This is a genomic window from Gordonia polyisoprenivorans, assembly GCF_017654315.1.
Lineage (GTDB): Bacteria > Actinomycetota > Actinomycetes > Mycobacteriales > Mycobacteriaceae > Gordonia > Gordonia polyisoprenivorans_A.
The window spans coordinates 2,904,397-2,925,884 of record NZ_CP072203.1 but is presented as its reverse complement, the minus strand read 5'-3'; the positions used below and the strand labels follow the sequence as shown (position 1 = coordinate 2,925,884).

General features: G+C 65.4%; 18 protein-coding genes and 2 rRNA genes. 10 read left to right on the top strand and 10 right to left on the bottom strand.

Translation table 11 applies throughout. From position 1 onward, the window contains the following. Positions 1-109 precede the first annotated feature (109 nt). From J6U32_RS13165 to J6U32_RS13150, 4 genes are read left to right on the top strand one after another with little or no spacing between them, the layout of a single operon-like run. Positions 110-445, top strand: a complete 336-nt coding sequence (locus J6U32_RS13165) for a PadR family transcriptional regulator (RefSeq protein WP_244332865.1) — start codon at positions 110-112, stop codon at positions 443-445. After that, positions 445-822: a DUF1048 domain-containing protein gene (locus J6U32_RS13160; RefSeq protein ID WP_338837804.1), complete on the top strand. Its 378-nt coding sequence runs from the start codon at positions 445-447 to the stop codon at positions 820-822. Before J6U32_RS13165 ends, J6U32_RS13160 begins: the two co-directional genes overlap by 1 nt. Further along, entirely contained in the window at positions 819-1,598 is a 780-nt protein-coding gene (locus tag J6U32_RS13155; protein ID WP_208795822.1) for an ABC transporter ATP-binding protein, read from the top strand. The genes J6U32_RS13160 and J6U32_RS13155 overlap by 4 nt, the downstream gene beginning before the upstream one ends. Continuing rightward, complete coding sequence (locus J6U32_RS13150; protein WP_208795821.1) at positions 1,598-2,359, top strand: ABC transporter permease; 762 nt, start codon at positions 1,598-1,600, stop codon at positions 2,357-2,359. Before J6U32_RS13155 ends, J6U32_RS13150 begins: the two co-directional genes overlap by 1 nt. Before the next feature lie 67 nt (positions 2,360-2,426). Here J6U32_RS13150 and J6U32_RS13145 read toward each other — a convergent pair whose 3' ends face one another. The 5 genes from J6U32_RS13145 to J6U32_RS13125 form a co-directional block, all read right to left on the bottom strand. Then, on the bottom strand, positions 2,427-3,344 hold the full coding sequence (locus tag J6U32_RS13145; protein ID WP_208796101.1) for a tetratricopeptide repeat protein: 918 nt from the start codon (positions 3,342-3,344) through the stop codon (positions 2,427-2,429). 94 nt (positions 3,345-3,438) lie between these two features. Continuing rightward, the gene (locus tag J6U32_RS13140) at positions 3,439-4,716 is read right to left on the bottom strand and encodes an MFS transporter (protein ID WP_208795820.1); all 1,278 of its coding nucleotides are present in this window, start codon (positions 4,714-4,716) and stop codon (positions 3,439-3,441) included. Beyond that, positions 4,713-5,021 carry a thiamine-binding protein gene (locus J6U32_RS13135; RefSeq protein WP_208795819.1) on the bottom strand — a complete coding sequence of 103 codons (309 nt, stop codon included), beginning with the start codon at positions 5,019-5,021 and terminating at the stop codon, positions 4,713-4,715. Before J6U32_RS13135 ends, J6U32_RS13140 begins: the two co-directional genes overlap by 4 nt. Before the next feature lie 60 nt (positions 5,022-5,081). Beyond that, complete coding sequence (locus J6U32_RS13130) at positions 5,082-5,453, bottom strand: DUF3817 domain-containing protein (protein WP_208795818.1); 372 nt, start codon at positions 5,451-5,453, stop codon at positions 5,082-5,084. Positions 5,454-5,580: 127 nt separating this feature from the next. Continuing rightward, positions 5,581-6,780 carry an acetyl-CoA C-acetyltransferase gene (locus tag J6U32_RS13125; RefSeq protein WP_208795817.1) on the bottom strand — a complete coding sequence of 400 codons (1,200 nt, stop codon included), beginning with the start codon at positions 6,778-6,780 and terminating at the stop codon, positions 5,581-5,583. Positions 6,781-6,860: 80 nt separating this feature from the next. Here J6U32_RS13125 and mce point away from each other — a divergent pair, with 80 nt between their 5' ends. Continuing rightward, positions 6,861-7,346, top strand: coding sequence for a methylmalonyl-CoA epimerase (mce, locus tag J6U32_RS13120; RefSeq protein WP_208795816.1), 486 nt, complete (start codon positions 6,861-6,863; stop codon positions 7,344-7,346). 60 nt (positions 7,347-7,406) lie between these two features. After that, on the top strand, positions 7,407-8,486 hold the full coding sequence (locus J6U32_RS13115; protein ID WP_208795815.1) for a hypothetical protein: 1,080 nt from the start codon (positions 7,407-7,409) through the stop codon (positions 8,484-8,486). A gap of 16 nt (positions 8,487-8,502) precedes the next feature. Here the strand turns inward: J6U32_RS13115 and nucS are convergent, their stop codons facing one another. From nucS to J6U32_RS13100, 3 genes are all read right to left on the bottom strand, one after another. Beyond that, positions 8,503-9,201 carry an endonuclease NucS gene (gene nucS, locus J6U32_RS13110; RefSeq protein ID WP_208795814.1) on the bottom strand — a complete coding sequence of 233 codons (699 nt, stop codon included), beginning with the start codon at positions 9,199-9,201 and terminating at the stop codon, positions 8,503-8,505. Between the two features lie 100 nt (positions 9,202-9,301). Then, complete coding sequence (gene glsA / locus J6U32_RS13105; RefSeq protein WP_244332863.1) at positions 9,302-10,738, bottom strand: glutaminase A; 1,437 nt, start codon at positions 10,736-10,738, stop codon at positions 9,302-9,304. Positions 10,739-10,817: 79 nt separating this feature from the next. Beyond that, positions 10,818-12,047, bottom strand: a complete 1,230-nt coding sequence (locus J6U32_RS13100; protein ID WP_244332861.1) for a helix-turn-helix domain-containing protein — start codon at positions 12,045-12,047, stop codon at positions 10,818-10,820. 184 nt (positions 12,048-12,231) lie between these two features. On the opposite strand from J6U32_RS13100, the gene J6U32_RS13095 reads away from it, so the two are divergent. The 4 genes from J6U32_RS13095 (at position 12,232) to J6U32_RS13080 (ending at position 17,817) form a co-directional block, all read left to right on the top strand. Beyond that, entirely contained in the window at positions 12,232-14,082 is a 1,851-nt protein-coding gene (locus J6U32_RS13095; protein WP_208795813.1) for an NAD(P)/FAD-dependent oxidoreductase, read from the top strand. Between the two features lie 218 nt (positions 14,083-14,300). Next, entirely contained in the window at positions 14,301-15,200 is a 900-nt protein-coding gene (locus J6U32_RS13090) for a universal stress protein (RefSeq protein WP_208795812.1), read from the top strand. Positions 15,201-15,349: 149 nt separating this feature from the next. Next, positions 15,350-16,252, top strand: coding sequence for a universal stress protein (locus J6U32_RS13085; RefSeq protein WP_432276991.1), 903 nt, complete (start codon positions 15,350-15,352; stop codon positions 16,250-16,252). Then, positions 16,252-17,817 (top strand): APC family permease, encoded by a 1,566-nt coding sequence (locus J6U32_RS13080; protein ID WP_244332859.1) that lies wholly within the window; start codon positions 16,252-16,254, stop codon positions 17,815-17,817. Before J6U32_RS13085 ends, J6U32_RS13080 begins: the two co-directional genes overlap by 1 nt. Positions 17,818-17,989: 172 nt before the next feature. Here J6U32_RS13080 and rrf read toward each other — a convergent pair. Both rrf and J6U32_RS13070 read right to left on the bottom strand, forming a co-directional pair. Then, positions 17,990-18,106: ribosomal RNA gene (rrf, locus tag J6U32_RS13075) — 5S ribosomal RNA — on the bottom strand. A gap of 119 nt (positions 18,107-18,225) precedes the next feature. After that, positions 18,226-21,390 (bottom strand): 23S ribosomal RNA (locus J6U32_RS13070). Positions 21,391-21,488: the final 98 nt, after the last annotated feature.

Genomic DNA, 21,488 nt, shown 5'->3' with positions numbered 1-21,488 from the left:
GTGGCCTGCGGGACGCCTTGCGCTTTCACTATTCAGCGTTACTATGTACTAGTAGTCAGCATCACTGAGTAGTGGATCGCAAGACTTCACCCGAGTATCGGAGGACGCGTTGGGCAAACAGATGACCGAGATGCTCAAGGGCACGCTGGAGGGCATCGTCCTGGCGATCCTGAGCCTGCGCGCGGCCTACGGGTACGAGATCACCGCGGCACTGCGCGAGCAGGGTTTCACCGACATCGCCGAGGGAACCGTCTACGCATTGCTGCTGCGCATCGAAAAGCGCGGACTGGTCGACGTGGAGAAGGTGCCGTCGGAGAAGGGTCCGCCCCGAAAGGTGTATTCCCTCAACGCCTCCGGTCACGAGTACCTCGACGAGTTCTGGCGCACCTGGGATTTCCTCACCGACCGGCTCGACGCACTTCACCACCGAAAGGAACAACCGTGATGCTCACCAAGATCATCGGCGACAAGAAACGTTGGCGCGCATACAAAGCGCGGCGGGACGCCCTACCGGCCCCTCTGCGCACCGTCCTCGAGGCCGTCGAGCACTACATCTACTACTTCGCCTCCTCGGAGACAGATGCCCTGATGTCGTTGCTGACCGACCTCGCCGACCTCTTCGAGCAGGCCGCCGCCGACCGGACCCCGGTCGCCGACCTCGTCGGCGACGACCCGATCGAGTTCGCCGAGGGGTTCCTGCGCAATTACCCGGAGGCGTCGTGGATCAGCAAGGAACGCAAGCGATTGACCACAGCTGTCGAACAGGCGATCGCCGCCGAGACGAGCGGCCCCGACACCGACACCCCGGGGCGTGGGAGATGACCGCCGCACCCGCCATCTCCGTTGCCGGGCTACGCAAGTCGTTCAAGGAGCTCGAAGTCCTGCGCGGCGTCGACTTCGAGGTGGCGCCCGGCACCATCTTCGCCCTGCTCGGCTCCAACGGATCGGGCAAGACCACCACGGTCAAGATCCTCGCCACCCTCACCCGACCCGACGCCGGCACCGTGCTGGTCCAGGGCCACGATGTCGCCCGGCAACCGCAGCTGGTGCGCGAATCCATCAGCCTGACCGGGCAATTCGCAGCGGTCGACGACATCCTCACCGCCCGTGAGAATCTCGTCCTCGTCGCCCGGTTGCGCCATCTACCCGATGCCGACGTCGTGGCCGAGAAGCTGCTGGACCGGTTCTCGTTGACCGACGCCGCCGACCGCAGGGTCGCCACGTTCTCCGGCGGGATGCGACGACGACTCGACATCGCCATGAGCCTGATCGGCGAACCACCGGTCATCTTTCTCGACGAACCCACGACCGGATTGGATCCGCAAGCGCGCCTGGAGGTCTGGGAGTCGATCACCGACCTCGCCCGACAAGGCACCACGGTGCTGCTGACCACCCAGTACCTCGAGGAGGCCGAACATCTCGCCGATCGGATCGCGATCCTCCATCAGGGTCGCATCATCCAGAACGGCACCCTGGCGCAGCTCACCGCACTGCTTCCGCCCGCCGAGGTCGAGTACGTGGTCACGCAGCCCACGCTCGAAGACGTCTTCCTCGCCGTGGTCGGCGAGGACACCACCCGCACGACCAAGGAGCCGTGATGGCCACACATTTCGCCGCCGACACCACTGCGTTGCTCGGTCGCACCCTGCGGCATGTGACGCGCAGTCCGGACACGATCATCACCACCGCGGTCATGCCGATCGCCTTCCTGTTGCTGTTCGTCTACGTCCTCGGCGGTGCGATCCAGACCGGCTCCGGCTCTTACATCGACTACCTGTTGCCGGGAATCCTGCTGATCACGGTGGCGTCGGGGATCTCCTACACCGCGTTCCGGCTGTACTCGGATATGGCCGGTGGGATGGTCGAGCGATTCCAATCCATGCCGATCGCACGCTCGGCGACCCTGTGGGCGCATGTGCTGACCTCGCTACTGGCCAACATGGTGGCGGTGGCCATCGTGGTGCTGGTCGCGGTGGCGATGGGGTTCCGGTCGAGTGCCGGCGTCCTCGGGTGGCTCGCGGTGGCCGGCATCCTCGTCGTCGTCACCCTCGCACTGACCTGGGTCGCGGTGATCCCCGGACTCACCGCGAAGAGTGTCGACGGCGCCAGCGCATTCTCCTACCCGCTGATCTTCCTGCCGTTCATCAGCTCGGCGTTCGTGCCGACCGCGTCGATGCCCGGACCCGTACGGGCCTTCGCCGAGCATCAGCCGGTCACCGCGATCGTGAACAGCATTCGCGCGCTGTTCGCCGGGCAGCCGGTCGGCGGCGACCTCTGGATCGCGCTGGGATGGTGCGTCGGCATCCTGGTGATCGCCTACATCGCCGCGATGGTCGTCTACCGACGCAAGGTGTCGTGAGCCCCATACCCCGCGCGCCGGCACGGCCCCGGTCGTCGAACCACCACCGGTTGCGCGCGGGCCGGACTCAGAACAGGGCGCTCGCGAGCTTGCGCCGGGCGGCGACGACGAAGGGCTCGGCCGGATCGAACAACTCGAAGAGCTCGAGCAGCCGGGTGCGGGCGCGGGTGCGGTCGTCACCGGCGGTCGCGCGCACGACCTCGATGATCCGATCGAATGCCGCCTCGGGCTGCTGGGCGAGCAGGAGCACATCGGCTGCCGCCAATTGCGCATCGACGTCTCCGGCCGCGGCGGTCTCCACGATGGCGGGATCGTGGGCCTGGGCGCGGAGCACGAACTCGAGGTTGCGTGCCGCCGAGGCGGCCTCGACATTGTCGGGCTCGGCCTCCATGATCGCCCGGTATGCACCCAGCGCGCCGTCGAAGTCCCCGGCGTTGAGCAACTCCTCGGCCGCATCCATGCGTGGGTCGGTGGCCTCGGGCTCCGGCTCGTCGGCGTCGGGCACCCCGGTGAGGTGACCGCCGACCTGGGAAAGGATCTCATCGATCCACGAGCTGATCTCCTGCTCGCCGCGCACCCCGTTGAACGCGGCGACCGGTTGGCCGGCGGCGATCGCCACCACCATCGGGATCGACTGCACGCGGAAGGCCTGGGCGATACGGGGATTGGCGTCGACGTCGACCTTGGCGAGCACCCACTGCCCGCCGGCCGCGGCCGCCATACGCTCGAGCACCGGTGAGAGCTGCTTGCAGGGCTCGCACCAGGTGGCCCACAGATCGACGATGACGAGTTGCCGTGTCGACCGAGCCAGCACGTCGGTCTCGAAGGATTCCTCGGTCACGTCCAACACCGATCCCGACGAGGCCGAACCCGGCGAGCCCGGGCCGGATGCCGGCGGTCCGCCGGGAGCTGCGGAACGCTGTGGTTGCGCGCGTTGGGCTTCCGCGCGTTCCTTCAGCGCGGACAGGTCGACTGCACCGGACATCGCGACAGCTGCGGCCGCCTGCTGGGCTGCGGCTGCCTGTGCCCTGTTGGAAGGTCTGCTCACCCCTACAGTGTGTCATGACCGCGCGTCGCGCTCACGCGCGTGAGGTGCGCTCACGCCTGTCGGGCGGGGCGACCACCCCGGCGGCAGCGACCGCGAACGCGAGGGCGACCAACACCGGTGTGAGACCGAGACGCAGACTCGAGTGGCCGCTGATGACGCCGACGATCGCCGGCCCGGCGAGCATGCCGAGGTAGCCGCAGCCCACCACCATCGAGATCGCCCGCCCGCTCGAGTGCTCGGTGAGATTGCCCGCCGCGGTGAAGATCTGCGGGATGAGCCCGGCCAGTCCGATGCCGAACACCGTCCATCCGATGATCGCGACGATCGCCGAGCCGGTGGTCGGTGTCGACGGGACGAGCGCGATGACCATCCCGACGGCACCGATGACCGCACCCCCGCGGACCACCGATACCGGCCCCACGCGTGCCGCGATGGGGTCGACGACGAACCGGGCGATCATCATCGCCGCGCTGAAACTCGCGAAGGCGATGGCGCCGACGGCCTCACGGGTCCCGAAGGTCTCGACGATGTGCAACGCACTCCAGTCATACGACGTGCCCTCGGCGAGCATCAGCACGAACGCCAACGCCGCCATCACCGACAGGCGTCGCAGGTCCACCTCACGCCACCACCGGGCGCGTGGGCCATCCGGCGAGGCCGGGACACTTGGTTCGGGCGACCCCGTGCCGGCGTCACTGCCGACATCGCGCGGCGCCGCCACCGAGTCACCCCGGGCGACGATCCCACGCGCCGCGACCGCCACCACGACCAGTCCGATGCCGGCGAGCACCGCCACCGTCGCCACCACCGGCCATCGCAGCCACAGTCCCAGGGCCACCGCACCGGAACCGAGAAGTCCACCGACGGAGAAGAAGCCGTGGAACGCCGACATGATCGGGCGCCGATAGATCCGTTCGACGACGACGGCCTGCGCGTTCATCGACACGTCGAGGGAACCGTTGGTGAATCCGAAGAGGGCGAGCGCGCACGCGAGGCCGACCGGGCCGGTGGCCAGGACCGGACCCAGCATCACCGGGCACAGCACCACCGCTGCGGCGATCGTGGTGGGTCGCGAACCCACCCGGTCGATCAGATGCCCGCAGACCTGCATCCCGACGAACGCCGACGCACCCACGAGCAGCAGCATCGCGCCCAACAATTCGTGCGAGGTGCCGGTGCGTTCGGTGATGACCGGGATGTGGGCCACCCAGAGAGCGGCCAGGAAACCGTTGAGGCAGAACACAGCGGCCACGGCGGCGCGGGACCGACCCAGATGCCCGGGCACCGCCGACCGCACGGTGTCGGTCAATTCTCCAGATGAGCGTCGACCCGGGCGACCTTGCCCGCCAGTTCGCCGGTGTGGCCGGGCCGGATGTCGGCCTTGAGCATCAGCCCGACGCGGGGGGCGAGTTCGGCGACCGCCTCGGTGGCCTGCTTGACCACGGCCATCACCTCGTCCCACTCACCCTCGATGTAGGTGAACATCGCGGTTGTCTGATGGGGCAGACCGGACTCGCGGACCACCCGCACCGCCTGTGCCACCGCAGCGCTCATGCCGCCGTCGTCGTCGACGGCGTCGCCACCCGACGGCGAGATGCTGAATGCGACGATCATCGTTGCGTCCCCATCAGCCGAGTATCTCAGGCAGCGGAGTATCTCAGGCAGCCGAGTATCTCAAGCAGCGGCCGCTGCGTTGCTCGTCGACTCCGACTCCGACACCGACAGTTCGGCGAGGTGTCCGTTGCGCCGGGCCCACCACTCGAAGACCAGCGTCCCGAACGGGGGGATGCTCGAGAGCAGGGCCAGCCCGGTGACCTTGACGCTCCAGCGCAGGGAGAACGCGGTGAGCAGCGAGATCACCACGAACGCCATGAACACGATCCCGTGCGTCATGCCGGGGATCTGCACGGCCTCGTCGTGGCCGAGCACCCACTTGAAGAACATCGCGACGAGCAGCGCCGCCCACGTGATGGCTTCGAGCACGGCGACGAAGCGGAATCGTTTGGCGGGCGTGGACAGGTCGAAGAATTGCCTCATGCGCTCCATTGTGCCGGAGCCGGCGACAACCTACGACATCCCGTAGTAGCCGTGCGCTATCCGACGTGACCCACGTCACGGCTACCACGGGATCGTTGCGGTGTCGCCCAGACCCCCGGCGAGCAGGCTCCGGCGATCAGGCCTTGGGGACCCGGACGATCAGCGCATCGCCCTGCCCGCCTGCGCCACAGAGTGCTGCGGCGCCGACGCCGCCACCGCGCCGCTGCAGCTCCAGTGCCAGGTGCAGCGTGATGCGTGCACCGGAGGTGCCGATCGGGTGACCGACGGCGATCGCTCCACCGTTGACATTGACGATCGACTCATCGACGCCCAGCGATTTCGTCGAGGCCAGCCCCACGGCCGCGAATGCCTCGTTGATCTCGATGAGGTCGAGGTCGGTGGGCGCGATCCCGGCACGGTCGCAGGCCTTGCGGATGGCATTCGCGGGCTGCTGCTGCAGCGACGAATCCGGACCGGCGACGACGCCGTGCGGACCGATCTCGGCGAGCCAGGTGACGCCGAGCTCGGTGGCCTTGGCCTTGCTCATCACCACGACCGCGGCCGCACCGTCGGAGATCTGCGAGGAGTTACCCGCGGTGATGGTGCCGTCCTTGCGGAAGGCAGGCCGCAGGCCGGCCAGCGAATCGGCGGTGGTGTCGGCACGGATGCCCTCGTCCTCGGCGAACTCGATCGGATCGCCCTTGCGCTGCGGGATCGACACCGGAACCACCTCGTCGGCGAAGACGCCGTTCTTCCAGGCCGTGGCGGCGAGCTGATGGCTGCGCGCAGCGAATTCGTCCTGCTCGGCGCGGGAGAACCCATCGGTGTCGTTGCCCTGCTCGGTCAGCGCACCCATCGGCTGATCGGTGAACGCGTCGAACAGGCCGTCGTAGGCCAGGTGGTCGACGAGTTCGGTGTTGCCGTACTTGAAGCCGCTACGACTGCCCGGCAGCAGATGCGGTGCCTGCGTCATCGATTCCTGACCGCCGGCGACCACCACGTCGAACTCGCCGGCGCGGATCAGCTGGTCGGCGAGTGCGATCGAGTCGATTCCCGACAGGCACATCTTGTTGATCGTCAACGCGGGAACGTCCCACCCGATACCGGCCTTGACCGAGGTCTGGCGAGCGGGCATCTGTCCGGCGCCGGCGGTCAGGACCTGACCCATGATCACGTACTGGACCTCCGAGGCGGCCACCCCCGAGCGCTCGAGTGCACCCTTGATGGCGATGGCACCGAGGTCGACGGCACTGAAACCCTTGAGAGAACCGAGCATCCGGCCGAACGGTGTGCGTGCGCCTGCGACGATCACCGACGTCGTCTGATCTGGGGACATGGGGACCTCCACGACTCTGACCGCGGCACCAACCGAGCGGTCGCTCTGTACTTTGTCGCCTCTAACGCTACCGTTAGTCCATGAGTACTTCCGCAGCTGACCCCGCCACCACCACCCCATCGCCGGCCGCACTGATCTCCGACCTCGTCGTCGCGATCGACCACGTCGGCATCGCCGTGCCCGATCTCGATGCCGCCAAGCAGTGGTACGCCGACAATCTGGGCTTCGTGGAGCTCCACGAGGAGACCAACGACGAGCAGGGCGTACGTGAGGCGATGATCGGCCCACAAGGAGGTGACGGTGCCGTCATCCAACTCCTCGCGCCGCTGACCCCGGAGTCGACCATCGCGAAATTCCTCGACCGCAGCGGCCCGGGCCTTCAGCAGCTCGCGGTGCGGGTCACCGACGTCGTGGCGGTGATGGACCGCTTGACCGCGAACGGCGTCCGCGTGCTGTACCCGCAGCCGCGCCGAGGCACCGCCGACTCCCGGATCAACTTCGTGCACCCCAAGGACGCCGGCGGCGTACTCCTGGAGCTGGTCGAGCCCGCGGCGTCTGCCCACTGAGGTCTCGCGGGACCTTCGACCTCCCCGGCGCGTGCGGGCGCTGCGATTAGACTGGCTCGCATGTCAGCCCCTGCACCCAAGCAGCAGTTACCGTTCGCGATCGTGATGCGCGGGTACGACCGAGAACAGGTCGCCGACCGCCTTCGACGCATCGACGCCGACATGCGGGTGCTGGCCGCCGATCGCGATGCGGCCACCTCGCATGCCCGCGAACTCGCCGCACACCTCGCCGACGCGCGCGACGAGATCGAGGAGCTACGTCGCGAGGTCGACAAGCTCTCGGTGCCGCCGACGTCGGTGACCGGCATGAGTGAACGCCTCTCACGCATGTTGCAGCTGGCCTCCGACGAGGCATCGGAGATGCGCGCCGACGCGAGTGCCGAAGCAGCCGAGACCGTGTCCGTGGCTCGCCAGGAGGCCGAGGACACCCAGCGCAACGCCACCGAGGAGGCCCAGCGGATCGTCGCCGACGCCCGCGCCCGGGCGAGCAAGATCGTCGGCGACGCCGACGAATATTCGGCGAAGACGCGCAACGACGCCGATGCCATCAAGGCCGAGGCCGCTGCGGACGCCGAACGCGCCGCCGCCGAACGCGCCGAGCGCGCCGCCGCGATGGAGTCCGAACACGAGAAGACGATGACCGCGGCGAAGGCCGAGGCGCAACGCATCCTGACCAAAGCGCGCAGTGAGACCGACGAACTCCGGCGCCGCACGGCACAGGAGTTGCACGACGCGCGAACACAGCACGATGCCGAACTGTCCGCCCAACGTGCCGAGGCCGACGCTCTCGCCGCCGACATCGAACGGAGCGCGCGGGCCATCGCCACCGAACGGGTGGCGCGCTCGCGTGAACTCGGCGACCGCGTCACGAAGGCACGCGATGAGATCGTCTCCGAGTTCTCGCGGATCTCCGAGCGCCTCGCCGAACTCCCCGCGCTGTTGAACACCGAGGTCGATGCCGAGCTGACCACCGCGTCCGAACACAGCGACGCCGAACTCCTCAACACCCTGTTGTCACGCGACGCGCAGATCGACACCGAGCCGTTCCAGAAGACCACCGGCCACAATGGCCGCCACGCCGACAAACACGCCGACACCGCACCGATCCACACCGCCCCGCTCGAGGTCGAACAGAACTGACCGGCTCGACAATCGATCAGAACAATCGGAATTCGGTGCTCTCGGCCCCGCGGAGTGCATCGTAATCGAGTACCAGACAACGGATTCCACGGTCCTGCGCAAGGGTCCGCGCCTGTGGCTTGATCTGCTGCGCGGCGAACACCCCGCTGACCGGGGCGAGGAGCGGATCGCGGTTCAGCAATTCCAGGTACCTCGTCAACTGCTCGACGCCGTCGATCTCGCCGCGCCGCTTGATCTCCACCGCGACGGTCGCGCCGTCGGCGTCACGGGCGAGAATGTCGACCGGGCCGATCGCCGTCATGTACTCCCGGCGGATGAGGGTGTGCCCGGGCCCCAGGGTCTCGACGTGCTCGGCGAGCAATTCCTGCAGGTGGGCTTCGACACCGTCCTTCACCAGCCCCGGGTCGACTCCGAGTTCGTGGGTGGAATCGTGTTCGATCGAGGTGATCGTGATCCGCAGTTCCTCACCGGCCTTGTTGGTCACCACCCAGTAGGCGACCACCTCGTCGTGCGCGGAGGCGACCTCCTCGGGCACCGGCTCCTCGGCCAGCCAACAGGGTGGACTCATCCAGTTCAGCGGTTTGTAGGCACGGTCGTCGGCGTGCACGCTCACCGACCCGTCGGATTTGATGAGCAACAGCCGACGCGCCATCGGCAGATGGGCCGTGAGCCGTCCGACATAGTCCACTTGGCATTCCGCGATCACCAGACGCACAGACGGCAGCGTAACCGCTCACCGCACGACTCGGAGAACCCCACTCCGGGCCCCGCCGCGGAAATCTCGTCCGGTGATTCCCTACCGGAAAGCGCACGAGTCACGGACGCCGAAAGGACTCCAGTTGGAACTCCTCGGCGTCGCGGACCGCGGCCTCCATCGTCGAGTGCACGTGCGGCAGTGTCGGGTCGAGGCCCAGGAGTTGTTCGGGCGCATTCAGATTCGGCACCACGAAGTCGGAGCGATGACTGTCCACACTCGCCCGCACCACACCATCGGGATCGACGAGCATGGCACGCTGCCCGCGTAGTTCGGTGGTGTGCTTGATACCGAGCAGCATCGTCCGCGCGACCGGATCTATCACGCCCACCCGCGAGATCTCGACGATCACGACATCGAGGTCGTCGAGATCGGACTCGATGCGACGCAGGGCGCGCTCGGCGCCGGCGAAGGTCAGATCCCCCTGCAGTTCGTACACCCGCACCCGGTCCCGACAGGTTCGCAGGTAGCTGCGCTGCAACTCGTCCCAGTCCGCGCCGACCTCGAACTCGCCGATCGAGTACACCGACCGGATCGACACCCGGCTCTCCCGCGTCACATTGAACATGTGCAGGCCGAGGTCACGCGACAACCGCCGACAGGTGTCGACGCCACGCACGCTGTTGCCGTGCTGATCGAGGCGCGGCGAGTACACCCCGATCCCGAGCTGGCCGGGCAGGACCGCCAGAATGCCGCCGCCGACCCCGCTCTTGGCCGGCAGGCCCACCGAGGTGACCCAGTCCCCTGCGCCGTCGTACATGCCGCATGTGGTCATCACGCTCAACAACCGCTGGGCCACTTCGTTGCTCAGCACCCGGCGTCCGGTGCGCGGATTGACCCCGCCCGCGGCGATCGTCGCGGCGATCGCGGCAAGGTCGTCGCTAGTCACCCGCAGCGAGCACTGACGGAAGTAGAGGTCGAGGGCCGCCTCGGGGTCGGTGTCGACCGCGCCGAAACTGTCGAGCATGTAGACGATGGCACGATTGCGGGAGCCGGTGGCGGCCTCGGAGGCGTACACCTGCTCATCGATCGTCAGATGCCTTCCGGCGCAACCGGAGTAGAACTCGACGAGTTCGTCGAACGCCTCGTCCACGGCAGTGGCGGGCAGAGACCGTACCGGCGGCAGCAGCATCGACGACGCCAGGATCGCCCCCGCGTTGATCATCGGATTGCGCGGGCGCCGCCGCTCGTCGACGCTGATCTCGTTGAATGCCTCACCCGACGGTTCGACGCCGATCTTGGCATCCACCTCCGCCATATCGAGGCGGGTCAGCGCGAGCGCGTACGTGAGTGGCTTGGACACCGATTGGATCGTGAACTCGACGCCGACGTCACCGAGGGAATAGGTGTTGCCGTCGTGCATGCACATCGACAAGGCGTAACCATCGGGGTCGACGGCGGCGAGTTCGGGGATGTAGTCGGCGACCGCTCCGGAACGATCGGGGGCGCACTCATCCATGATGTGGTGCAGGTATCCGTGGACATGCGAGATCGGCACGGCACCAATCTATCCGGTGCGACAGCCGTCCCGCGCCGATCCGGCGACCAGGCGAGTCGGCGACGGCGGGTACGGCCGGTCAGTCGGGGGCCGAGCGCGTGTCGCGCACCACCACGCCGTCGGCGAAGCGGTAGGGGTTGGCACACAGCAGGCCGCCGAAATGCTTACGCAGACGCGAGATCTCGGCCCTGACGGTGATGGTGCGGTCGGCGACACCGAAGAGGTTCTGCGACAGTTCGGCCGCACGGAGCCCACCGGGTTGCGCGGCGGCGAGCATGCCGAGGATCTGGGCATGCCGGGGCGAGAGACGTTGGGTCCAACTGCCGGCGAACCCCTCGACGCGCACCACCACGCCGGTGCCGTCGGCGCCGATCACCACCTCGGTGGGCCGGCTCGGATCGGTGGCCTCGACCGTCCGGAGCAACCACCCTCCCGGCAGTGGTTCGATCTCGCACAGGCCGAGGTCGGGTACGGCCGCGCGGCCGGGCGCGAGCCCCGCCGGAATGCTCAGGCGCGCCCGCGGTGCCACCGAACCCACCGCGGCCACCCAGCCGTCGCGGTCGACGGCCATGGCCGGGCCGTCGGTCCGCGCGAGTATGGGCGCGGCAACCGCCCGGAGCTGGTCGAGGACACGTCGATGGTGTTCGCGCAGCCGGGATTCGGCCAGCCGGGCAACCGTGTCGACCAGGGCCAGTGTGGTCGGGTGGATCGTGGCCGCCGGGCCACTGACGTCGACCACCCCGAGCACGTCGCCGCTGCGTGGATTGCGGATGGGCGCACCCGCGCACGTCCAGGTGTGATGGGTGCGCACGAAATGCTCCGCGGAGAACACCTGAACCGCCCGCCCCGACTCGAGTGCGGTGCCGATTGCATTGGTACCCACCGACGATTCCGCCCAGCACGCACCCTCGACGAAACCGAGCCGATCGGCTCGATGCAGCACCTGGTTGGCACCACTGCGCCAGAGCACATGCCCGGCCGCGTCGGCGACGACGAGAATGTTGTGGCCGTCGGAGATCACCGCATCGAGGCCGAAGGTCAGGTCGTCGAGGACCTCGTGCAGTCCCGACTCGTTTCGACGCACCTCGATCTCGGCCACGTCGAGAGCTGCCGCATCCGGACCGTGGTCGGGGTCGACCCCGGCGCCGAGGACACGTCCCCACGATTCACTGATGACCTGGCGGGGACGGGCCGGCGGCTTGTCACCCGCCATCGCCGCGTCGTACACCGCCGAGAGGACGGCCGCGAACTGGCGCGGATCGTCGCCGGCGGCGACGGCGGGCTCGAGTCCGGCTGGCAGTGTCGACACCTCACGATTGTGCGCTCGGTCACAGCCAATTCGCAAAGACACCACCGGGGTTGCATCGGGTTGCAGTCCCGTGCCCCGCACGTCGCAACTGCCCCGCACGTCGCAACGGGATGCAACCCTTGCCGTCACGCATCGACGGCGCGTGTGCTGTGAGTCACATCAGAGATGACCGAAGGGAGCTGGCATGACCCAGACACTCGAACCCGATGTGGCGACCGCCGCAGACCAACCGCCCACACCACAACAGCGCGCCACCCGGTGGCTCGATCGATTCGAGACCGCACTCGCCGCACGCGACATCCCGGCAGTGACCTCGATGTTCGCCACGGACTCGTTCTGGCGCGACCTGGTGTCGTTCACATGGAATCTGAAGACGGTCGAAGGCCGCGAGCAGATTGCCGCCATGCTCGGCGAGCGCCTTTCCGACACCGACCCATCGGGCTTCGCCACCAGCGAACCGGCCACCGACGACGGCGGGGTGGTCTCGGCGTTCATCGAGTTCGAGACGGCGACCGGCCGGGGCGTCGGGCATCTGCGTCTACGACCCGACGCCGACTCCGGCGAGGACCAGGCGTGGACCCTGCTGACGACCCTGCAGGAACTCAAGGGCCACGAGGAACACAGCGGCCCGACCCGGGTCATGGGAGCGGTTCACGGATCCGACCCCGACACCCGATCCTGGGCAGAGCGCAAGGCCGACGAGGAGGCCGAGCTGGGGCGCACGCGTCAGCCGTATGTCCTCGTCGTCGGCGGCGGTCAGGGTGGCATCGCCCTCGGCGCCCGACTACGCCAGCTCGGCGTTCCGTCGATCGTCATCGACCGCCATGATCGACCCGGCGATCAGTGGCGCAACCGCTACAAGTCGCTGTGCCTGCACGATCCGGTCTGGTACGACCACCTGCCGTATCTCCCCTTCCCGGAGAACTGGCCGGTCTTCGCACCCAAGGACAAGATCGGCGACTGGCTCGAGTTCTACACCCGGGTCATGGAGGTGCCCTACTGGTCGAAGACGACGTGCGAATCGGCGACCTACGACGAGGCCACCGGCCGCTGGACCGTCGAGATCGATCGCGACGGCGAGCATCTGACCCTGCACCCCGATCAGCTGGTCCTGGCGACCGGTATGTCGGGCAAGGCCAACGTGCCCACCTTCCCCGGCCAGGACGTGTTCACCGGTGAGCAGCACCACTCCAGTCAACACCCCGGGCCCGACGGTTACGTCGGCAAGAAGGTGGTGGTGATCGGTTCCAACAACTCGGCCCACGACATCTGTAAAGCTTTGGTGGACAACGGTATCGATACGACCATGGTGCAGCGGTCCTCGACGCACATCGTGAAGTCCGATTCGCTGATGGAGATCGGCCTCGGCGCCTTGTACAGCGAGCAGGCGGTGGCGGGCGGGATGACCACCAAGAAGGCCGACCTGACATTCGCCTCGCTGCCCTACCGGATCATGCACGAGTTCCAGATCCCGCTCTATGACCAGATCCGGGTACGCGACAAGGACTTCTACGCTCGCCTCGAGGCGGCAGGCTTCGACCTGGACTTCGGTGACGACGACTCGGGCCTGTTCATGAAGTACCTGCGACGCGGCTCGGGCTACTACATCGACGTCGGCGCCTGCGAACTCGTTGCCGACGGCACCATCAAACTCCAGCACGGCGACGTCGACCATCTCACCGAGAACAGTGTCGTTCTCGCCGACGGTACCGAGTTGCCCGCCGACGTCGTGGTCTATGCGACCGGCTACGGCTCGATGAACGGGTGGGCCGCGGACCTGATGGGCCAGGAGATCGCCGACAAGGTCGGCAAGGTGTGGGGCCTGGGGTCGGAGACCACCAAGGATCCCGGTCCATGGGAAGGCGAACAGCGCAACATGTGGAAGCCGACGCAGCAGCCCGGTCTGTGGTTCCACGGCGGCAATCTGCATCAGTCACGCCACTATTCGCTGTATCTCGCGCTGCAGCTCAAGGCCCGGTACGAGGACATCGCCACGCCGGTGTACGGACTGCAAGAGGTGCACCATCTGAGCTGAGTCGCCGGCGACGACGAGCCGGGCCGCATCGCCGAATCCCCCGAGGCGCCCGGCTCGTCTGGTGTCCGGACCTGGCTGAGGGGTTTCGGTCGGTGACGGGCGGGGTGAATCGGGGCGGGGTGATCGGGGCGCACACGCGTGTCCCAGACACGTGTGCGGCACGCGTGAGAGTGAGAGCATCGAAGCGCACACCCCGAACACCGCCGATCGGAGCCGCCATGCCCTCCCGCAAACTGCTCGCCGCCTATCTCCCGACGCCGGGCGGCGAGGACGCACTGGCCCTCGCGATCGCTCTCGCCGGCCCTTTCCACGCGGCACTCGATGTCTGCATGGTCTTACCCCCGCCACCGGAGAGCGACGGTGACGCCGGCGCCGACCCGGTCCGGACGACCACGGAGATGTTGGACGCCCAGGCCGCCGACTGGCTGTCGGAGGCGGTCGGCCGTATTCCGGATGAGGTGGTCGCCGAGGGGCACATCGCCTTTCACGAGAACGCCGCCGAGGGTCTGGTGGCCGAGGCCGAGGCGACCGGGAGTGCGGCCATCATCGTCGGCGGTTCGGGAGGGGGCATCCGTGGACGTCACGCGCTCGGATCGGCGGTCAACGACCTGCTGCACATCTCGACCAAGCCGGTGGTGATCACGCCGCTCGGGGCTCAGGAGACCGCCCGTCCGCCACGTCGGATCACCTGCGCGATCGGCCGCCGGCCGGGGTCGACACCGCTGCTGCGCGCCGCAGTCGACGCGTGCTCACGGTCCGGTCTGCCTCTGCGTCTGGTCTCGTTGGTCACCAGCGACGACGCCACGGCCCATCGTGACGGTGACATGACGGGCGATGACGAGAACCGAGCAGTGGCCCACGCCACCGAACAGCTTGCCGAGCATGTGGCGTCCATCGGAGCACAGCTGCCCGACGGTCAGGAGATCACCTCCGAGGTGCTCACCGGCGACACCATCGAGGATGCCGTCGCGTCGCTGGAGTGGACCGCCGAGGACATCATCTTCGTCGGCTCCAGCCGCCTGGCTCGCCCACAGCAACTGTTCTTCGGGGCAACGGCGTCGAAGATGCTGCGCGCGTTGGCCATTCCCATGGTCGTCGTACCCAGGGATCCCGGCTGAGCGAGTGATCTCCCCGGCGGCTTCACCACGATGTCCATGCGCAGGGGTGACGATTCGACATTGTGGCTGGTGCATACCGGACGTGATGCGGCGCACAGTGGGGTTCGTTGATCCGAAACGGGCGGATCAGACGTTACGAACCCTGACCGATGGGAGCCCACATCATGACCACCGGCCGCACACTGCTGGTCGCCTACCTGTCCACGCCGGGCGGACAGGACGCATTGGCGCTCGGCGTCGTCCTCGCGCGATCCCTGCACGCCGATCTCGACGTCTGCATGATCTTGCCGCCGCCGTCGGCGACGGCACAGATCGCAGCCACCGGCAACGCCGATTTCGCGGAAATCCTCGACGAGCAGGCGACACGATGGCTCACCGAGGCCACCGACCGCATTCCCGACGACGTCCCCGCCACCAGCCGGGTCGCCTTTCACGACAATGCCGCCGAAGGGCTGGTGGCCGAGGCACAGGCGACCGGCTGTGCGGCGATCGTCGTGGGTGGCTCCGGAGGCGGACTGGTCGGTCGCCACTCACTGGGATCCGTCGTCAACGACGTCCTGCACGCGTCGACGACGCCGGTGGTACTGACGCCACGCGGTAGCCGGGACACGGCGTGCGCACCGCGTCGGATCACCTGTGCCATCGGCCGACGGCCGGGTACCGCGCCGCTGGTGCGTGCCGCCGTCGACGCCTGTGCCCGAACCGCGTTGCCCCTGCGGCTGGTCTCCCTGGTCACCGATGACGACCACGTGACCCCGTGGCGCCGCGACGCCGACGACGACGCCGCACGGGCTGCCGCGGCCGCCCACCTCGCCGACGTGCTCGCCCAGGCACGCGCCGAGCTCGGTGAGAACCATCCGATCACCTCGGCCGTCGTGCCCGCCCGCACCACCGAGGACGCCATCACCTCGCTGCACTGGGACGACGGCGACCTCATCTTCGTCGGTTCGAGCCGACTCGCCCAGCCCCGCCACCTGTTCCTCGGCTCGACCGCAGCAAAGATGTTGCGCGCGTTGTCGGTTCCGATGATCGTCGTTCCGAAGGACTCCTGATGAATCCCGACGACCCCACCACCTCTCGCTCCGGTGCCGCCCCGACGATCCCCGACTCCCCCGTCGCCAACGACAAGGGGCTCGCCGCCGGCAAGGTCGGCGTGCTCTCCGGAGCCATTCTCGGGATATCGACGGTGGCTCCCGGCTACACCCTCACCGCCAGCATCGGTCTGATCGTCGCCGCAGTCGGCCTGAAGATGCCGGCGATCTTCATCGCCGGATTCATCCCGATGTTTCTGACCGCCTACGCCTACCGTGAGCTGAATTCCGACACCCCCGACTGTGGCGCCTCGTTCACCTGGTCGACCAAGGCTTTCGGGCCGCACGTCGGCTGGATGTGCGGATGGGGCATGGTGGTCGCGACGATCATCGTGCTCTCGAATCTCGCGGCGATCGGCGTCCAGTTCTTCTACCTGATCATCGCCCAGATCGCCGACCGCCCCTGGATCGCCGACCTCGGAACGAACAAGCTGGTCAACATCCTCACGACCTTGGTTCTCCTGGCGATCGCCACCTGGGTCTCCATGCACGGGATCACGACCAGCGAACGTATACAATACGTGCTCGTCGGCTTTCAGATCGTGGTGCTGTTCGCCTTCGCGATCATCGCCTTCGTCAAGGTCGGCGCCGGAGACGCCCCCGCAGGCTTGTCCTTCGACATCGATTGGTTCAACCCGTTCACCGGGCTGACGATCTCGGCATTCGCCGTCGGGCTCACCGGCTCGATCTTTGCGTTCTGGGGGTGGGACACCTGTCTCACCCTCGGTGAGGAGTGCAAAGACCCGCAGCGCACCCCGGGTCGCGCCGGAATCCTCTGTGTCCTGTCGATCCTGCTCACCTATCTGCTGGTCGCCGTCGCGGTGATGATGTACGCCGGCGTCGGCACCGAAGGGGTCGGTCTGGGTTCGGAGGCCAACGCCGAGAACGTCTTCGGCGCCCTGGCAACACCGATCCTCGGTCGGTGGGGCGGATTATTGCTCTTCGCCGCGATCTTGGTGTCATCGATCGCCAGCTTGCAAACGACGTTCCTGCCCGTGGCCCGCACCATGCTCGCAATGGGCACCTACGGCGCATTTCCCAAGAAGGTCGCCGAGATCCATCCCCGCTTCCTGTCCCCGGCCTTCGCCGCACTAGTGGCCGGGATCGTGACGGCTGTGTTCTACACGGTGGTGACGGTCCTGTCCGAACGCACATTGATCGACACGATCGCCGCCCTGGGCATCATGATCTGCTGGTACTACAGCATCACCGCATTCGCCTGCGTCTGGTACTTCCGGCGCACCCTGTTCTCGTCCGCACGGAACTTCGTGTACCGCTTGCTGTTCCCGTTTCTCGGTGGACTCGCTCTCATCGTCGTGTTCGTCATCTCGGTCGGCGAGAGCATGAATCCCGACAACGGCAGTGGCGCGTCGATCTTCGGTATCGGTCTGGTCTTCTACATCGGATTCGGACTGCTCGCCGTCGGCGCCGTGGTCATGCTCTACCTGCGCGCCCGCCATCCCGCGTTCTTCCGCGGTGAGACTTTGCCACGCACGACGCCGGAGGAATCGGCACCAGCGCAGTAAGTCGTTGGCAGTTTGTGTGTCGACTTCGGCGTTGTGTGTCCTGCAGGGCACACAACGCCGGAGTCGACACACATTCCAGGCCTAACGGTTCCATCCGTGAGGAGCAAGCAGGTGGGTTGAATGGGGGATGCCCCGCAACACGGTGTGTTGCGGGGCATCCCTCAAAATTTGTGTTCGGCGGTGTCCTACTCTCCCACACTGATTAGGGTGCAGTACCATTGGCGCTGGTGGGCTTAGCTTCCGGGTTCGGAATGGGACCGGGCGTTTCCCCACCGCTATAGCCGCCGAAACTCTGTGAAACTCGCACCAGACGAGTCTATTTTTATCTCTTCTGGTGTTGTTTCAGAAGTACATAGTGGATGCGACACATCTTCTACTCTTTGAGAGTACGAAAGAATATAAGGATGTTGTTGTAAGTCCTCGGCCGATTAGTACCAGTCACCTACACCCATTACTGGGCTTCCAGTTCTGGCCTATCAACCCCATGGTCTGTGGGGGGCCTTAACCACTCAAAGGTGGTGAGAAACCTCATCTTGGAACAGGCTTCCCGCTTAGATGCTTTCAGCGGTTATCCCTTCCGAACGTAGCCAACCAGCAATGCTCCTGGCGGAACAACTGGCACACCAGAGGTTCGTCCGTCCCGGTCCTCTCGTACTAGGGACAGGTTTCCTCAAGTTTCTAACGCGCGCGGCGGATAGAGACCGAACTGTCTCACGACGTTCTAAACCCAGCTCGCGTGCCGCTTTAATGGGCGAACAGCCCAACCCTTGGGACCTACTCCAGCCCCAGGATGCGACGAGCCGACATCGAGGTGCCAAACCATCCCGTCGATATGGACTCTTGGGGAAGATCAGCCTGTTATCCCCGGGGTACCTTTTATCCGTTGAGCGACACCACTTCCACACGTTGGTGCCGGATCACTAGTCCCGACTTTCGTCCCTGCTCGACATGTACGTCTCACAGTCAAGCTCCCTTGTGCACTTACACTCACCACCTGATTGCCAACCAGGCTGAGGGAACCTTTGGGCGCCTCCGTTACCTTTTAGGAGGCAACCGCCCCAGTTAAACTACCCACCAGGCACTGTCCCTGAACCCGATCAGGGTCCGAGGTTAGAAGTCCAATACGATCAGAGTGGTATTTCAACAACGACTCCACAACCACTGGCGTGGCCACTTCACAGTCTCCCACCTATCCTACACAAACCGAACCGAACACCAATACCAAGCTATAGTGAAGGTCCCGGGGTCTTTTCGTCCTGCCGCGCGTAACGAGCATCTTTACTCGTACTGCAATTTCGCCGAGTCTGTGGTTGAGACAGCAGAGAAGTCGTTACGCCATTCGTGCAGGTCGGAACTTACCCGACAAGGAATTTCGCTACCTTAGGATGGTTATAGTTACCACCGCCGTTTACTGGGGCTTAAATTCTCAGCTTCACACCCCGAAGGGCATTAACCGGTCCTCTTAACCTTCCAGCACCGGGCAGGCGTCAGTCCGTATACATCGTCTTACGACTTCGCACGGACCTGTGTTTTTAGTAAACAGTCGCTTCTCTCTGGTCTCTGCGACCCACACCAGCTCAAACAGTAAATGTCGTCACCAGGATGGGTCCCCCTTCTCCCGAAGTTACGGGGGCATTTTGCCGAGTTCCTTAACCACAGTTCTCTCGATCGCCTTAGTATTCTCTACCTGACCACCTGTGTTGGTTTGGGGTACGGGCCGTGTACCAACTCACTAGAGGCTTTTCTCGGCAGCATAGGATCATGGAATTCACCACAACGGTTACGCATCACCTCTCAGACTATATGGGGCACGGATTTACCAATGCCCCGTCCTACAGGCTTACACCAGGACAACCATCGCCTGGCCCCACTACCTTCCTGCGTCACCCCATCGCTTGCCTACTACCACCCAAGGTCCCATGCAGCCCCCTCACGTACTCCGAAGAGTATCGATCAGGATTTGGATGGTTAGTACAGATGATTCAGCATGGACGCGGATACACGGGTACGGGAATATCAACCCGTTGTCCATCGACTACGCCTGTCGGCCTCGCCTTAGGTCCCGACTCACCCTGGGCGGATTAGCCTAGCCCAGGAACCCTTGGTCATCCGGCGGCAGAGTTTCTCACTCTGCTTTCGCTACTCATGCCTGCATTCTCACTCCCACACCCTCCACACCTAGATCACTCCGGCGCTTCCACGGATGCAGGACGCTCCCCTACCCACCCACACACCTAGACACACCCCCGCAAGGGCAAGCCAGACTAACGTGTGAGTGCCGCGGCTTCGGCGGTGTACTTGAGCCCCGCTACATTGTCGGCGCAGGATCACTTGACCAGTGAGCTATTACGCACTCTTTCAAGGGTGGCTGCTTCTAAGCCAACCTCCTGGTTGTCTTCGCGACCCCACATCCTTTTCCACTTAGTACACGCTTAGGGGCCTTAGCCGGCGATCTGGGCTGTTTCCCTCTCGACTACGAACCTTATCGCCCGCAGTCTCACTGCAGTGCTCTCACTTACCGGCATTCGGAGTTTGGCTGACGTCAGTAACCTAGTAGGGCCCATCGGCCATCCAGTAGCTCTACCTCCGGCAAGAAACACACCACGCTGCACCTAAATGCATTTCGGGGAGAACCAGCTATCACGGAGTTTGATTGGCCTTTCACCCCTACCCACAACTCATCCCCTCCATTTTCAACTGAAGTGGGTTCGGGCCTCCACGCGGTCTTACCCGCGCTTCACCCTGGCCATGGGTAGATCACTCCGCTTCGGGTCTAGACCCGGCGACTACCGTCGCAAGACAAATGTCTCCGACATTGCGCCCTATTCAGACTCGCTTTCGCTACGGCTACCCCACACGGGTTAACCTCGCCACCGAGCACTAACTCGCAGGCTCATTCTTCAAAAGGCACGCCATCACCCACGATTCACCAAAGAATCCACAGGCTTTGACGGATTGTAAGCGTCCGGTTTCAGGTACTCTTTCACTCCCCTCCCGGGGTACTTTTCACCTTTCCCTCACGGTACTAGTCCGCTATCGGTCACCAGGAAGTATTCAGGCTTACCGGGTGGTCCCGGCAGATTCACAGCAGATTCCACGAGCCCGCTGCTACTTGGGGACACCATCACGCAAGACCACACGCTTTCAGCTACCGGACTCTCACCGCCTACGGCAGACCATTCCAGGCCACTTCACCTAGCATGCAGCTTTCTCACTCACGCCCCGACAGGTAGATCGAGGAAGACAGACCCCACAACACCACACACACAACCCCTACCCGGTATCACATGCGCATGGTTTAGCCATCCTCCGCTTTCGCTCGCCACTACTCACGGAATCACAATTGTTTTCTCTTCCTATGGGTACTGAGATGTTTCACTTCCCCACGTTCCCCCCACACAGCCTATACATTCAGCTGGTGGTAACACGACATCACTCGTGCTGGGTTTCCCCATTCGGACACCCTCGGATCACAGCTCGTTTGACAACTCCCCGAGGACTATCGCGGCCTACCACGTCCTTCATCGGCCCCTGGTGCCAAGGCATCCACCGAACGCCCTCAAACACTTACAACAACACCTAAACCCACAGACGCCCCCAAACAACAGAGCCGCCCACCAGTTTAGCCATTTGCCTTACAAACATTTTCTTTCAACTCGAACAAAACACAC